This is a genomic window from Croceicoccus esteveae (assembly GCF_031846435.1).
GTDB classification, from domain to species: Bacteria; Pseudomonadota; Alphaproteobacteria; order Sphingomonadales; family Sphingomonadaceae; genus Croceicoccus; species Croceicoccus esteveae.
In genome coordinates, this window is the sequence record NZ_JAVRHS010000010.1 from 19,565 (window position 1) to 33,756 (window position 14,192).

The window sequence follows — 14,192 nt, forward strand, 5'->3', positions numbered from 1 at the left end:
GGCTCAGTATATTGTAAGACAAGCGACGGCTAAGCAGGGTCAAATCAGGTACCCGCTAATCAACGCGGCAGTAGCGGCTTATCTAACCTTCTCGAAGCCTGTCCAGATTATCGCTCCACCACTGAGCCATCTTGACGCGCTCATCCCAGTAGTTCCCGCGATTATAGACGCCCCGGATTGCATTGCTGTCGCCATGGGCGAGCGCCCGCTCGATGGCATCTGGATGCCACAAGCCGCTTTCGTTGAGCATCGTGGATGCCGTTGAACGCAAACCGTGCGCCGTCACTTCGTCCTTGGTGAAACCCATGCGGCGGAAGGCCGCGTTAATCGTGTTCTCGCTCATGGGCCGTTGCCGGGTGTGAAAGGCCGGAAAAATGTATCCCTTCCCGCCGGAAATCGACTTGAGCTCACGAAACAGTTCCAAGACCTGTCGAGACAACGGCACCACATGCGTGCGGCGAGCCTTCATCTTGCCTTCCGGAATCGTCCAGGTGGCTTTGTCCCAGTCGATCTCCTCCCATTCACCGTGACGGAGTTCGCCTGGCCGCACGAAAATGTGAGGCGCGATTTGCAACGCGAGCTTCGTAACCGGGTAACATTCGTAACCATCGATCGCGCGGAGCAGTTGACCCAGCTTCTCAGGTTCGAGGATCGCCGCGTAATGCCGGGCCTTTGGCGAAACAAGCGCGCCTTTCAGGATTGAGGTCGGATCAGTCTCGCAAAGTCCCATGGCCGCTCCGAACCGGAATACCCGGCTTGCAAACGACCGGCACTTCTTCGCCGTCTCCAGATTGCCTTTCGCCTCCAGCTTCTTGAGCGCCGCCAGCATCAGCTGCGGATCAACATCATTGAGCGGCATGTTTCCTACGGCAGGCTTGAGCAGATCAAGAAACCAGCGTGCCTTTCGAAGTGTCGCCTCGGCCCGCCCCTCCCGGACCATCTTTTCCTCGATGTAGGTCTGCGCCACAGATGCGAACGTGTTTTCTGCACCGAGTTTGATCTGCGCTTTCTCACGTTTGCGTTCCCGCATCGGGTCGATGCCATCCGCTATTGCCAAGCGCGCGCGATCCCTTTCGTGACGCGCCTGCGCCAGGCCGACTTCCGGGAAAGCGCCAATCGGCATCTTCTTTTCCCTGCCGCCGAAGCGATACTTGAGATGCCAGAGCTTTGAGCCATTCGGCTTCACGAGGAGGTACAGGCCTCTCTCATCGCCCTTCTTGTAAGGCTTTTCCTGCGGCTTGAACCCGCGAACCTGCTGAGTCGTCAGAGGCATCTGGGGGCCTCGCTCAGATTCGCGAACATACATTCGCCAAAATGAGCCCCCATTGAGGCCCCCAGTCGATGCAAAACACAGTGGAACAAAATGGGACTCCAATCACCAGGACCGGAGAAAAAATGGCAGAAATCCGCCATTTATGCAATATGCTTGGACATCGCTGAACGCTGAAATGGTGCCCAGAAGAGGACTCGAACCTCCACGCCCTTGCGAGCGCCAGCACCTGAAGCTGGTGCGTCTACCAATTCCGCCATCTGGGCACAGATTTCAAATGCGGCTTTGCGGCCAACCTTTGAGGTAGGATGCAGCCGTTAGCCAAGGAGCAGGCGTGTTGTCAATGCCCACGCGGAGATCTTAGTCACGCCGTCATGCTTTAATCCGGTTTTCATGTTGGCAGTCTGTTAAATGAAAGTTGAATCGCATCAATCCAGATTGGGGCGCAGCCAGCGTTCTGCCGTTGGCAGATCCACTCCACGCCGGCCTGCATAATCCTCCAGCTGATCAGGACCAACGCGCGCAACGCCGAAATACTGGCTTTCGGGGTGCGCGAAGTAGAACCCGCTTACCGCCGCGGTGGGCAGCATGGCCTGGCTTTCTGTAAGCGTGACACCGATCCGCTCCTGTGCCTGCAACAGATTGAACAGGATAGGCTTCAAACTGTGGTCGGGGCAGGCGGGATACCCCGGCGCCGGGCGGATTCCACGATATTGCTCTTTTATCAGCGCTTCATTGGTCAGTTGCTCGCCGGGTGCATAACCCCACAGGGTGGTGCGCACGTGCTGGTGCAGCCGCTCGGCAAAAGCTTCTGCGAACCGGTCGGCAAGGGCTTTGAGCAGGATATCGGAATAATCGTCATGATCCGCCTTGAAGCGCGCGATGTGCGGTTCGATACCATGGATTGCAACCGCAAAACCGCCGAGCCAGTCACCTGCCGGATCGATAAAATCGGCCAGACAGAAATTGGCCCGGTCACGCGATTTCTTCACCTGCTGGCGCAGGAACGGAATGCGCGTGCCGTCGTCGAGCAGCACGTCATCGCCGTCACGCCGGCATGGCCAGAAGCTGCAGACACCTCTTGCGGTAAACCATTTCTCATCGATTATGCTGCGCAACATGGCTTGTGCATCATCGAACAGCGCGCGGGCGCTTTCACCGACAATTTCGTCCTGCAGAATGGCAGGATAGGTGCCGGCAAGCTCCCAGGCACGGAAAAACGGCACCCAGTCGAATGTCTCGACCAGATCCGCCAGATCCCACTCATCGAACACGTGCAGGCCCGGGTCGGCAGGGGCGGGGGCCTTGTCTGCCATGTCCGCCGCAAAAGCGTTCTCCCGTGCCTCTGCCAGCGGCAGCAAGGCGCTCTGCCCCTTGTTGGCGCGCGTCGTGCGGATTTTTTCATACTCGCCCGCCGTGTCCGCGACGAACGGGTCGCGCTGCGTATCCGACAGCAATTGCGAGGCGACGCCGACTGCCCGGCTGGCGTCGAGGACATGGATCACTGGCCCTTGATAGGCAGGATCGATGCGCAAGGCGGTATGGACCTTGCTGGTGGTGGCCCCGCCGATCAGCAGGGGCATGGTCATTTCGGCTCGCGCCATTTCCTCGGCCACGGTTACCATCTCGTCCAATGATGGCGTGATAAGCCCCGACAGACCGATCATGTCGGCGTCGGCTTCCACTGCCTTGGCCAGAATGTCGGACCAGGGCACCATCACCCCCATGTCGATCACCTCGTAGCCATTGCATTGCAGGACCACGCCGACGATGTTCTTGCCAATGTCATGCACGTCGCCCTTGACGGTCGCCATGATGATCCGCCCCTTGGCGCGTGCACCCGGCTGCTTTTCCGCCTCGATATAAGGGATGAGGTGGGCGACGGCCTTTTTCATCACGCGGGCCGATTTCACCACTTGCGGCAGGAACATCTTGCCGCTGCCGAACAAATCGCCAACAACATTCATGCCGTCCATCAACGGGCCTTCGATGACCTCGATCGGGCGCCCGCCGGCCTCTGCCGTTGCCGTTCGCAGCAATTCGGTGTCGTCGACGACATGCGCGTCGATCCCCTTGACCAATGCATGTTCAAGCCGTTTCGCCACCGGCCAGCCGCGCCATTCCGCCGCCTGCTTTTCCGCCTCGGGCGAAGTGCCCTTGTAACTTTCGGCAAGCGCGATCAGTCGCTCGGTCGCGGACAAATCGCCGTCCACCGGGCGGTTGAGGATCACATCCTCGCATGCATCGCGCAGCACCGGATCAATCTGATCATACACGTCGAGCTGCCCGGCATTGACGATCGCCATGTCGAGCCCGGCCGGAATGGCGTGATAGAGGAACACCGAATGCATCGCGCGGCGCACGGTTTCATTGCCGCGGAAACTGAACGACAGATTGGACAGGCCGCCGCTGATGTGGACATGCGGGCAGGTCGCCTTGATCTCTTTCACCGCCTCCAGGAAATCGAGCGCATAGCGGTCATGCTCCTCGATCCCGGTCGCCACGGCGAAGATGTTGGGATCAAAGATGATGTCCTCGGCCGGAAAGCCGTTTCGGGTCAGCAGCGCATAGGCCCGCTGGCAGATTTCAACCTTCCGAGCGCGGGTGTCGGCCTGTCCCACCTCGTCGAATGCCATGACGACGACCGCCGCGCCATAATCCATGCAGATCCGCGCCTGCTCCAGGAACTGCTCCTCGCCTTCCTTCATGGAAATGGAATTGACGATCGGCTTTCCCGACACGCATTTCAGCCCCGCCTCGATGACGGCGAACTTGGAACTGTCGATCATCACCGGCACCCGCGCGATGTCCGGTTCCGCCGCGATGAGCTTCAGGAAGACCGTCATGGCCTCGACCGCGTCGAGCAGACCTTCATCCATGTTGACGTCAATGATCTGCGCGCCATTCTCCACCTGGCTGCGGGCGACTTCGACCGCGGCGGTGTAATCGCCGGCAAGGACCAGCTTCTTGAACCGGGCGGAGCCGGTGACATTGGTGCGTTCGCCGATATTGACAAAGCGCGAACTGTTTATCTGTGACATTGTCTTCTATTCCGGCTCAGGCAGCCATGATGAAGGGTTCAAGCCCCGCCAGCCGTGTTTCGACCGCAAGCTTGGGAAGAGGGCGGGGCCGCAGGTCGCGTACTGCTTCTGCCATGGCGGCAATGTGTTCAGGCCCCGAACCGCAGCATCCACCAAGCACGTTGACCTGCCCTGCTTCTGCCCATTCGCGCACGAACCCCGCAGTGGCATGCGGTGGTTCATCATATTCGCCAAGCTCGTTGGGCAGCCCGGCATTGGGATAGACCATGATGGCAGTGTCCGCGATTTCAGCCAGTGTCCTCACGTGCGGGCGCAACTGCGTCGCGCCGAAGCTGCAATTGAGGCCCACGGTCAGCGGTCGGGCATGGCGCACCGCATACCAGAACGCCTCGACCGTATGGCCCGACAGATTGCGCCCGGAAAGATCCGTCAGCGTCATCGACAGCATGATCGGGATTTCGCGAGCCAGCCTGCGTTCCACCTGCCGCACGGCCATTATGCCGGCCTTCGCATTGAGCGTATCGAAGATCGTCTCGATGAGGATAAAATCCGCGCCGCCTTCAATCAGCGCCGTCGCCTGCTCGGCGTAGACATCGACGAGGAAGTCGAAGTCGATCTCGCGAAAACCGGGATCGTTCACGTCCGGGGATAGGGACAGCGTCTTGTTCGTCGGACCGATCGCGCCGGCCACGAAACGCGGGCGTCCATCACGGGCAGAAAACTCATCTGCAACGCGGCGGGCAAGCTGTGCGCTGGCGTGATTGATCGCCTCGATCAGATGTTCCGCGGCGTAATCGGCCTGGCTGATGCGGTTGGCGCTGAAGGTGTTGGTGCTGGCAATATCGGCGCCGGCATCGAAATAGGCGCGGTGGATGGCTTCAGGCACTTCGGGGCGCGTCAGGGCGAGAATGTCATTGTTGCCCTTGGCATCGTGGGAAAGCCCAAGGTCGCCCATGTAATCGGCCTCGACCAGCTTGCGGTTCTGGATCTGCGTGCCGAAAGCGCCATCCATGATGAGAATGCGCTGCGCTGCTTCGCTTTCGAATGCGGCACGGGCGGCGGAAGGGGCGATGCTCATGCTGCCTGCTCCTGCGCGGCGCGAGCGAGCGGCCGGCGCCCAAGCATATGACAGATGGCATAGCTCAGATCGGCACGATTAAGCGTGTAGAAATGAAAGTCGCGCACCCCGCCTGCATACAGCCTGCGGCAGAACTCGGCTGCAATGGTGGCGGCGACCAGCTTGCGCTCGGCTGGCCGCTCGTCGAGCCCTTCGAACAGATGATCCATCCAGGCCGGGATATCCGCACCGCACAGCGCGGCAAATTTGCGGGTCTGCGCCACGTTGGACACCGGCAGGATGCCGGGCACGAGCGGCGTGTCGATCCCCGCTGCGGCAAGCCGGTCGCGAAATGACAGGAACGCCTCTGGACGAAAGAAGAATTGGGTAATCGCCCGATCCGCCCCTGCATCAAGCTTGCGTTTCAGATTGTCCATGTCGCTTTGCGCACTGTGCGCCTCGGGATGGATTTCGGGATAAGCGGCAACGGATATCTCGAAGGGTGCAATGGCTTTCAATGCCTGCACAAGTTCAGCCGCGCTGGCATGGCCCTGCGGATGCGGCTGGAACCGGCCACCCGGTGTGGTGGGGTCGCCGCGAAGGGCCACGATGTGGCGTACGCCCGCTTCCCAGTATTGTTCGGCGACCTGGCGGATTTCATCCTTGCTGGCTTCGACGCAGGTCAGATGTGCGGCCGCGGGCAATTGCGCATCCGTAATGATCCGCGCGACCGTTGCGTGGGTGCGTTCGCGCGTCGATCCACCCGCGCCATAAGTCACCGACACAAATTCGGGCGACAGGGGAGCGAGTTTTTCAACCGCTTCCCACAATTGCTGTTCCATCCTTTCAGTCTTGGGCGGAAAGAATTCGAACGAGACAGCAATATCGCCCGGAAGCGAGGCGAACAGCGGCGCTCCGTCAGGCGCGATCCGGTCGATGTCGATGGATTGGGTCATCTTGCGGCAGCTTTCCTGTCATCTTCGCCCATAGGCGCAATGGTGTGCACCGTAGGGCGGCGCGTGGCGATCCAGATACGGACGGTAAGTTCATGGCCGGCAAGCGCACTGTCGGCATCCGGGCAAAAACCCGCGTTCGTCAGCAGCGTCTGCATCTGTGCATCAGTGAAGCCCAATCGGGCGTGCGCGTGACGTTCCCGCAGTTCCTCCCGCGAGTGGGCAGCAAAATCGACAATGGCTATGCGCCCGCCGGTGCGGGTGACACGGGCAGCCTCGGCAAGCACCGTTTCGGGATCCTGCGCATAATGCAGCACCAGATGCAGGAGCACGGTGTCGAACCGCATCGGGGTGAACGGCAGCGCCCGAAAGTCGCCCTGCAGCAAGGCCAGCCGCGATGGCGGCACCTGCTGCAGGCGGACGCGGGCGATGCGCAGCATCTCCGGGCTCTTGTCGATTGCGGCCACGTGAGCGGAGGAGGGCAGGAAAAGTTCTGCCATGCGACCTGTTCCAGTGCCGATATCGAGCAGGTCGCCAAGCGGCGTGGTGCCTGCTGCGCGCTCTGTCACGCACAGCAGGCGCGCAAGCTCCGCTTCTACAGCGCCTTCGGCAATATGGAGGCTGCGCAGGCTGTCCCATTCGGCCGCATGATGCGCAAAATACCGCGCTGCGCTGGTTTCCCGCGTTGCGCGAACCGTGTTCAAACGGTCGCGATCTGTCTTGCAATCGAACGCAAACTGGCTGTCTTCGCGCTCTGCCGCTGCCAGCAGGCGATCGACTGCGCGCAACATCGCAGGTGTATCATGGAGCGATGCGGCCGGCGGGATGCCATCATGAGCATCTTGCCGGGCACCGGCCCGATCGGCGCCCGATTGATCGCCCGACGAACTGGTAGTGGGCCGCTCGTGCATGCCTGTGTTCAGCCGGCTGCGCAGGAAGACCCAATTGCCTTCCTTGCGCTTTGCCACCAGACCCGCTTCAGTCAGGATACGGATGTGCCGGGAAATGCGTGGCTGGCTTTGCTCCAGCACTTCGGCGATCTCCCCGACCGCCAGTTCCATGCGCGACAGCAGCCGCAAAAGCCGCAGCCGGGTCGGGTCGTCAAGCGCACGAAGAAGTTCGGCCAGTGTCATGGTGCAAACGCATATAAAGGATTCTTTATATGTTGGCAATCATTGCGACGACAGGCCGAACCGATTAGGGGCGCCTCTGAAGCATGTTCCACAAAGGATCAGATGATGACAAAGAAACTTGCCCTTGCCGCGGTTGCCAGCCTGTCCTTGTTTGCCGTTACGGCCTGCGGGTCCTCAGATGATGCAAATGCTCCGGCAGAGGCCGATACGGTTGAAATGCCGGCCGAAGAGGTGATGATGCAGCCGGGCATGGATGCCGATCCGGTTGTCGAGCCAACGCTGAACCAGGAAATGGGCACTTCTGCAGTCGATGACGGCGTTGTGCCACCTGCTCCTGCAGAGACCATGGCGGATGACGCGGCCGCTGCTGCAGATGATCTTACCGCTGCCATGAACGAGGATGTGGAATAATCCGCATCAGCCTGGTTCCTGGCGCGTGAAGCGTTCGCAGCACATCGCCGGTCGCCGGAGTCTGGCATTGGTCGCACCCTTCCTGGCCGCAGCGGTTCTGACAGGCTGCGGCGGGCGGGATGCGTCGCCTGCCATCTCGGCAGAGGATGAGGCTCAATTTCTCGCCGACGCTGCCGAAATGCTGCCGCAAGAGCGGGATGAGGACGCACAAGCAGACAGAGGCGGCGCGAATCAGCCGCAGGGCGAATAGGTATCGGTGCGGATCAGTCCCAGCGTGTGACGCGCCCGCGGGCGGCCTTGATGACGCCGCGCTCCTTCTTGCCCTTGATTCGCTGCACCTTGCCGATCCGGTTCACACGCGTCTTGGCGCGGCGTCGCGGCAAGGTCTGCGCTTCTTCGAGAAGTGCGCTCAATCGCGCGCGCGCATCGGCGCGGTTCGCCTCCTGCGTGCGGTGGCGGCGTGCATCGATCAACAGTTCGCCGCCTTGTGTAAGCCGGCTGCCGGCAAGCGTCTTCAAACGGGCGAACACTGGCGGTGGCAGCCGCAGCGCATAGATATTCACGCGCAACTGGACTGCGGTAGCCACCTTGTTCACATTCTGACCGCCCGGGCCGGAAGCGGCGATGAAGCGTTCCTGTGCCAGCGCATGCGCCCGATCGAGCAGGGTGTCGTCTTCCATCACCAGGCAGGCGGTGGCGCAGCAAAGCCGAGCCGGGCAAAATCAGCAGGGAAAGGCGCCAGCGCGGCTATATCGGGTTTGCCGTCCCGCTTCACGCGCAGCGCACTTGCATGCAGCATCGTGCGCGCTGCGCGCTGATCGGTGCTCCCCAGACTGGCGCCATAAACCGGATCGCCCAACAAGGCCGAACCGAGGCCGTGTTCGGCATGCACACGGATCTGATGCGTGCGCCCTGTTTCCGGGCGAAACTCCACCAGCGTCAAACCATCCTTGACGGCAAGCCGGCGCCAGACCGTCCGGGCAGGCTTGCCGCTTTTGGCCACGATCATGCGCCATCCTGCGCGTTCGCTGCTGATCTTGGCAAGTGACAGCATGATGTCACCGCTGTCCTCCTCCAGATGTCCTGCAACGATGCCCAGATATATCTTCTCGACCTGCCGCTCTTCGAAGGCGCGGGAAAAGCGCCGCAAAGCCTTCGGATTGCGCGCCAGCAGCAGACAGCCCGAGGTGTCGGTATCAAGCCTGTGCACCGCCACCGGCGCGCGGACAAAGCCCAGCCTCAGCAGGTCGAGCCGATCTGCCAATGACGCGCCGCCCGCGCGCGGCCTGTCCACGGGCAGACCGGCTGGCTTGTCGATGACGAGCGCTTCGCCGTCCTCGAACAGGATGTCAGGTCCACTCATGGCTGCTCCAGCGCAGATGCGATACGGGCAAGCGCTTCGTCCATAAGCGCTTCGTCGGCGGCAAAGCTTATGCGAAAGCCCGACAGCCCGCAATGCGCCGCGCCAAAGGCGGACGCCGGCACCACCGCCACGCCATGGTCGAGCAGGTGGAGGGCCAACGCCTGATCATCAGACCAGCGTCGGCCTGCACCCACATGCAGCGCAGCATCAACGAGGCAATAGAATGCGCCTGCAGGAGCCGGCGTGGCAAGTCCGTCTGTCGCGTTCACCTGCTGCACCACGCGGTCACGACGGCGGTGGTAAATGTCGCGCCATTCCCGCAGGAAGTCCTGCGAGCCTTCGAAAGCTGCCACTGCGCCTGCCTGACTGATGGAGCACGGGTTGCCGCTTGAGTGGGACTGCAGGCTTTCCATCGCCCGGATCAGCCATTCCGGTCCGGCGGCTACACCTATGCGAAACCCGGTCATCGCATGGCTTTTGGACACGCCCGATACGGTCAGGATCCGGTCTGCGAGGTCAGGGCGCAACGCGGCAAGGGTTGCGTGCGGCATTTCATCGTAGCGCCAGGGCGCATAGATATCGTCGCTCATCACCAGCAGCCGGGGATGGTCTTCAATGATTTTTGCCAGCATCGACAGATCCTGCGTGCTGTAAACCGCGCCGGTCGGATTTGCGGGGCTGTTCAGGAGAAGCCACCGGCTGCGCGGGGTAATCGCGCGTGCCAATTGCTCAGGATCGATCCGGAAGCCATCCTGAGCACCAGTTCGCATTGGCACGACTCTGCCGCCGGCAAAAGCGACAATTTCAGGGTAGCTGACCCACCAGGGTGCAGGGATCAGCACTTCGTCACCAGGATCGAGTGTTGCCATGAGGGCATGGAAAATTGCCTGCTTGCCGCCGGCGCTGACCGTGACATTGTCGTAACCTGTGGCAATGCCAAGGTCGCGGCGAAAATGAAGCATGGCTGCGCGCTTCATCGCTGCAGTGCCGCCAACAGGCGTATAATTGGTCTGTCCTTGATCAAGCGCCTGCTTGACCGCAGCCACAACATGCGCCGGAGTGGCAAGGTCAGGCTCGCCTACCGACAGTGAAACGACATCGCGGCCCGCTTGGCGCAACTGCGTGGCCCGATCGGTCATCGCGGCAGTTGGCGATGGCGCGATGCGGCCAATGGCGGTGGAAAGCAGAGGCGGGTTCATATCAGACGAGCCTTCATCACGCCGCGCAACGCGTTGGCAAGAAAAAACCCCTGGGCAAGATCGGCTGCGGTCAGCTCCGCTTCCTGGGCTATGCCTTCGTCGAGCAATTGCTGACGCATGACTCCCGGCAACAGGCCCAGCGTCGCGGGCGGGGTAAGCAGCCTGCCGCCGCGCTCGACAAAGATGTTGGTAAAGCTGCCTTCAGTCAGCAGGCCGTCTTCCCGCACCAGCGCGGCTTCTGTTGCGCCTGCCGCCTGCGCCGCTTGTCTGGCATCGTCGTAGAAATCACGCAGCGTCGTCTTGTGTGCCAGACGCCAGTCACCGGGCGACACGCCAAGCGGCTGAAGGCAGACAGGCACCGGCTCCTGCAGCACGGCAGGCATGCTTGCAGGTTCGATCTGCCAACGACCGGTTGTGTCAAGCAGGAGGCGCAGGCGCGTCCGCTCCTCGCAATGATCTGAAAAGTCCAGCAAAGCACGGCGCAGGGCCGGCATGTCGCAGGCAAAACCAAGCTGATCAGCGCTTCTGCTCAGCCGCGCCAGATGCAGGTCGAGCAGCGCAATACCGTGCGCAGGATCGACGAACATCGTCTCGATGAGACTGAACGCCGGCGTCGCTTGTGCGGCGAACAGGCCCTTCACGAGGCATTCGTCCCATTCATCACCGGCTTGCGAATCGTTCACGATCGCAGACCCCACGCCGAGTGTGGCGCACCCGTTGGATTGGAGCAGAAGCGTACGGATCGCCACGTTGAACGCAGCATTGCCGCCAGGCTCGAGATAGCCGATTGCTCCGCAGTAGACGCCACGCGGTTGCGGTTCTGCTGCTGCGATCAATTGCATAGCGCGGATCTTGGGCGCGCCGGTCACTGAACCACAAGGAAACAACGCACCTAGGATCTCAAGAGCACCTGTCCCCTTGTCGAGCTGCGCTTCGATGGTGGTGACCAGCTGGTGCACGGTGGGATAGGTTTCCACCGCGAAAGCCTTTTCGACCCTCACGCTGCCTGCTTTGGCGACACGGCTGATGTCGTTGCGCATGAGATCGGTGATCATCAGGTTTTCCGCGCGATCCTTGCCGCTGCTGGCTAGCTGCGCGGCAAGCTGTGCATCAAGCAGCGGATCCGTGCCGCGCGGTCGGGTGCCTTTCATCGGGCGCAATGTTACCTGCCCCTCGGATAGCGCAAAGAACAGCTCGGGCGAAAAGCTGAGCACCCAATCCTCACCATCGAACAGGATGGCGCCATGACCTGCTGCAGCACGCGGCCGCAGCAGGGCGTAAAGGCAAAGCGCGTCGCCCAGCCAGCGACCTTGCAGCGCAAAGGTGTAATTGACTTGGTAGATGTCGCCAGCAACAATCCGCTCCTGCAATTCGGCAAATCTATGGGCGTAGCGTGCCTGGGTCAGGTTTGGCAGCAGCGGTGACAGCATTGGCGGACCGTCTGCCATGTTGGCTTGCCTGTCGAGCCAGCCGGGCACGTCATCTCCCGCAATGGCTTCGAAGCTGTCAAAGACTCCCACCCGGATCAGCGGCCCGGCCTGACCGATGGCCGCAGGAAGGCTCGCCTCCAGCGCGGCGCCGAGTTCATAGCCGAACATGCCGGCGACATGGCAGCCATCCTCCAGTGCTGCTGCGATCTGCGCCAAGGCAGCGGGAACCTCGGCATTGGTGGCCGCCATGATGGTGCATCGCGGCTGCCGGTAGAGCCGCGCCATTGCTGCGCCAGCTGGTTTGCTGCCAACCGGTTCGTGCCGACTGGATTGCGCCGTTCGTGGCCGGGCATCGTCAATGAGGATGAAAGGCTCAGTCACACTGTGGTTCGATGCCCTGCCCGCAGGTGGCGAGCGAATGAAGGTGATGCATTCATTGCCGCCAATCCTGCATTTGCGACAGTTCAGCGCGGCTGGGGCAGCTTGTTCAGCTCAGACCCGCGCGCATTGCAGCTCTACCCAGGCGAGATCGGCGCCATCAAGTTTCTGCCGGGCAATCGCCAAGGTGCGGGCGTGGTAGCTGTTGAACCACTCCCGCTCCTGCGCGGACAAGAGGGCGGTATCGACCAGCTTGCGGTCGATCGGCACGAACGTAAGCGTATCGAAACCCAGCATGTCGAGCTCCGCGCCTGCAATCTCCCGCTTTACCGTCAGCACGAGATTTTCGATGCGGATGCCGTATTCACCTGCTTTGTAATAGCCCGGCTCGTTCGACAGGATCATGCCGGCATGCAGTTCCTGATCGGTTCCGGCCTGCCCACCGCGCGGCTTAGCGATGCGTTGCGGTCCTTCGTGCACGCCCAGATAGCTGCCGACGCCATGGCCGGTGCCATGTGCATAATCCAGACCCGCCTGCCAGAGGAACTGCCGGGCAAAGCTATCGAGTTGCGCGCCGCTGGTGCCTTGCGGAAACAGTGCAGTGTCGATCGCGATATGCCCTTTGAGCACACGGGTGAAGCGGTCCTTCACCAAGGCAGGAGGAGCATCGGGGCCGATCCAGATCGTGCGGGTGATGTCGGTGGTGCCGCCCGGATATTGTCCGCCGCTGTCCACCAGATAGACGCTGTTGGGCTCAAGCCTGCGATTGGTTTCCTGCGTCACCCGGTAGTGCGGGCTTGCGCCGTTCGGGCCAGCGCCGGAAATGGTTTCGAACGACATATCTTTCAGATCGCCGCTCGCCGCCCGCTCTTCATAGAGCCGGGCAGCGGCCGACAATTCGTCGATGCTGCCTTTGGGTGCCTCTTCGTCGAGCCAGCGCAAGAAGCGTGAAACTGCCTGCGTGTCACGTGCCTGCGCATCGCGATGCCCTTGCACTTCAGCAGGGTTTTTCAAGGCTTTTGGCAGCATGACAGGATCGGCAAGGGCAACAGGAGTGGCACCTGCCTCTTCGAGTGCAGCAAAGATAGCCGCAACGCCGCTGTCGGGATCGACCGCGACACGCTTGCCACCGAGTTCGGCAAGTCCCGCCTCGAACTCGTCCCGGTCGCGTAGCGTGACCTGATTGCCCAGATGGTCGCGCAGATCACCGCTGACCTTGGCGGGCGCGATGAACAATTGCGCGGTCCCGTCATCGCGGACGATCGCATAGGACAATGCCACCGGGGTATGCGCAACATCGCTGCCACGAATGTTCAGCAGCCAGGCAATGCTGTCCAGCGCTGCCACGACACCGGCTTCACAGCGGTTTTCCTTCAGCGCCCTGGCAAAGGCTTCGCGCTTGTCTGCCGATGCCTGTCCGGACAGGCTGTTGTCGTAAGTCTCTGCCTTTGCGGCGCTAGGTTGTGGTCGGTCCTGCCAGACAGCGTCGAGAGGGTTGCTGTCGACGGCAACCAGTTCTGCGCCTGCCTCGGCCAGCGCCGTGCCCACCTTGTCAGCCCAGCTGCGCGTATGGAGCCATGGGTCAAAGCCGATGCGTGCGCCCTTGCCTGCATTTTTGGCCAGCCAGCGGGCGTGATCTGTTGCCGGTACGCTTTCATAATCCCACAGGCGTCCGTCGACCTGATCGCGCACCTGCAGCGTATAACGGCCATCCACGAACATGGTCGCCTTGTTCTGGAGGACAATGGCGCTGCCCGCAGATCCGGCAAAACCGGTCAGCCAGGCCAGCCGCTGTGCATAATCGCCGACATATTCGCTCATGTGCTCATCGCTGATCGGTACGACAAAACCGTCGAGATCGCAGCGCTTCAGCTCTTCGCGTAGGGCTGAAAGGCGGGCTTCGTGGGTTTGCATCAGCATTGTGACATTACCTTGGCTTTAGTTCGCTCGCGCGCCT

At 61.5% G+C, this 14,192-nt stretch carries 12 protein-coding genes and 1 tRNA gene; 2 read left to right on the forward strand and 11 right to left on the reverse strand.

Translation table 11 applies throughout. From position 1 onward, the window contains the following. Positions 1 to 82: 82 nt before the first annotated feature. The 6 genes from RM533_RS11040 to RM533_RS11065 form a co-directional block, all read right to left on the reverse strand. Positions 83 to 1,273, reverse strand: coding sequence for a tyrosine-type recombinase/integrase (locus RM533_RS11040; RefSeq protein ID WP_432265065.1), 1,191 nt, complete (start codon positions 1,271 to 1,273; stop codon positions 83 to 85). A 176-nt stretch (positions 1,274 to 1,449) separates the two neighbouring features. Beyond that, positions 1,450 to 1,536: transfer RNA gene (locus tag RM533_RS11045), tRNA-Leu, on the reverse strand. A gap of 162 nt (positions 1,537 to 1,698) precedes the next feature. Continuing rightward, positions 1,699 to 4,311: a methionine synthase gene (gene metH, locus RM533_RS11050; protein ID WP_311341290.1), complete on the reverse strand. Its 2,613-nt coding sequence runs from the start codon at positions 4,309 to 4,311 to the stop codon at positions 1,699 to 1,701. A 16-nt stretch (positions 4,312 to 4,327) separates the two neighbouring features. After that, positions 4,328 to 5,389 (reverse strand): homocysteine S-methyltransferase family protein, encoded by a 1,062-nt coding sequence (locus tag RM533_RS11055; protein ID WP_311341291.1) that lies wholly within the window; start codon positions 5,387 to 5,389, stop codon positions 4,328 to 4,330. After that, on the reverse strand, positions 5,386 to 6,324 hold the full coding sequence (gene metF, locus RM533_RS11060) for a methylenetetrahydrofolate reductase (RefSeq protein WP_311341292.1): 939 nt from the start codon (positions 6,322 to 6,324) through the stop codon (positions 5,386 to 5,388). Before metF ends, RM533_RS11055 begins: the two co-directional genes overlap by 4 nt. Beyond that, the gene (locus tag RM533_RS11065) at positions 6,321 to 7,454 is read right to left on the reverse strand and encodes an ArsR/SmtB family transcription factor (RefSeq protein ID WP_311341293.1); all 1,134 of its coding nucleotides are present in this window, start codon (positions 7,452 to 7,454) and stop codon (positions 6,321 to 6,323) included. Before RM533_RS11065 ends, metF begins: the two co-directional genes overlap by 4 nt. Positions 7,455 to 7,559: 105 nt before the next feature. Between RM533_RS11065 and RM533_RS11070 the strand changes: the two genes are divergently transcribed. After that, positions 7,560 to 7,865, forward strand: a complete 306-nt coding sequence (locus RM533_RS11070; protein ID WP_311341294.1) for a hypothetical protein — start codon at positions 7,560 to 7,562, stop codon at positions 7,863 to 7,865. Positions 7,866 to 7,890: 25 nt separating this feature from the next. Continuing rightward, complete coding sequence (locus RM533_RS11075) at positions 7,891 to 8,115, forward strand: hypothetical protein (protein ID WP_311341295.1); 225 nt, start codon at positions 7,891 to 7,893, stop codon at positions 8,113 to 8,115. A 13-nt stretch (positions 8,116 to 8,128) separates the two neighbouring features. Here the strand turns inward: RM533_RS11075 and arfB are convergent, their stop codons facing one another. The 5 genes from arfB to RM533_RS11100 all read right to left on the reverse strand — a co-directional run bounded on the left by arfB (position 8,129) and on the right by RM533_RS11100 (position 14,155). Beyond that, positions 8,129 to 8,545, reverse strand: a complete 417-nt coding sequence (gene arfB / locus RM533_RS11080) for an alternative ribosome rescue aminoacyl-tRNA hydrolase ArfB (protein WP_311341296.1) — start codon at positions 8,543 to 8,545, stop codon at positions 8,129 to 8,131. Next, complete coding sequence (locus RM533_RS11085; RefSeq protein WP_311341297.1) at positions 8,545 to 9,228, reverse strand: RluA family pseudouridine synthase; 684 nt, start codon at positions 9,226 to 9,228, stop codon at positions 8,545 to 8,547. The genes arfB and RM533_RS11085 overlap by 1 nt, the downstream gene beginning before the upstream one ends. Then, a complete protein-coding gene (locus tag RM533_RS11090) occupies positions 9,225 to 10,427 on the reverse strand; it encodes a pyridoxal phosphate-dependent aminotransferase (RefSeq protein ID WP_311341298.1) in 1,203 nt (400 codons plus the stop codon). Before RM533_RS11090 ends, RM533_RS11085 begins: the two co-directional genes overlap by 4 nt. Then, entirely contained in the window at positions 10,424 to 12,238 is a 1,815-nt protein-coding gene (gene pabB, locus RM533_RS11095) for an aminodeoxychorismate synthase component I (RefSeq protein ID WP_311341299.1), read from the reverse strand. The genes RM533_RS11090 and pabB overlap by 4 nt, the downstream gene beginning before the upstream one ends. Before the next feature lie 111 nt (positions 12,239 to 12,349). Further along, positions 12,350 to 14,155, reverse strand: a complete 1,806-nt coding sequence (locus RM533_RS11100) for an aminopeptidase P family protein (RefSeq protein ID WP_311341300.1) — start codon at positions 14,153 to 14,155, stop codon at positions 12,350 to 12,352. Positions 14,156 to 14,192: the final 37 nt, after the last annotated feature.

Coding starts and splice junctions, on each gene's coding strand:
- RM533_RS11040 (WP_432265065.1), bottom strand. CDS start 1,273: ATGCCTCTGACGACTCAGCAGGTTCGCGGGTTCAAGCCGCAGGAAAAG.
- metH (WP_311341290.1), bottom strand. CDS start 4,311: ATGTCACAGATAAACAGTTCGCGCTTTGTCAATATCGGCGAACGCACC.
- RM533_RS11055 (WP_311341291.1), bottom strand. CDS start 5,389: ATGAGCATCGCCCCTTCCGCCGCCCGTGCCGCATTCGAAAGCGAAGCA.
- metF (WP_311341292.1), bottom strand. CDS start 6,324: ATGACCCAATCCATCGACATCGACCGGATCGCGCCTGACGGAGCGCCG.
- RM533_RS11065 (WP_311341293.1), bottom strand. CDS start 7,454: ATGACACTGGCCGAACTTCTTCGTGCGCTTGACGACCCGACCCGGCTG.
- RM533_RS11070 (WP_311341294.1), top strand. CDS start 7,560: ATGACAAAGAAACTTGCCCTTGCCGCGGTTGCCAGCCTGTCCTTGTTT.
- arfB (WP_311341296.1), bottom strand. CDS start 8,545: ATGGAAGACGACACCCTGCTCGATCGGGCGCATGCGCTGGCACAGGAA.
- RM533_RS11085 (WP_311341297.1), bottom strand. CDS start 9,228: ATGAGTGGACCTGACATCCTGTTCGAGGACGGCGAAGCGCTCGTCATC.
- RM533_RS11090 (WP_311341298.1), bottom strand. CDS start 10,427: ATGAACCCGCCTCTGCTTTCCACCGCCATTGGCCGCATCGCGCCATCG.
- RM533_RS11100 (WP_311341300.1), bottom strand. CDS start 14,155: ATGCTGATGCAAACCCACGAAGCCCGCCTTTCAGCCCTACGCGAAGAG.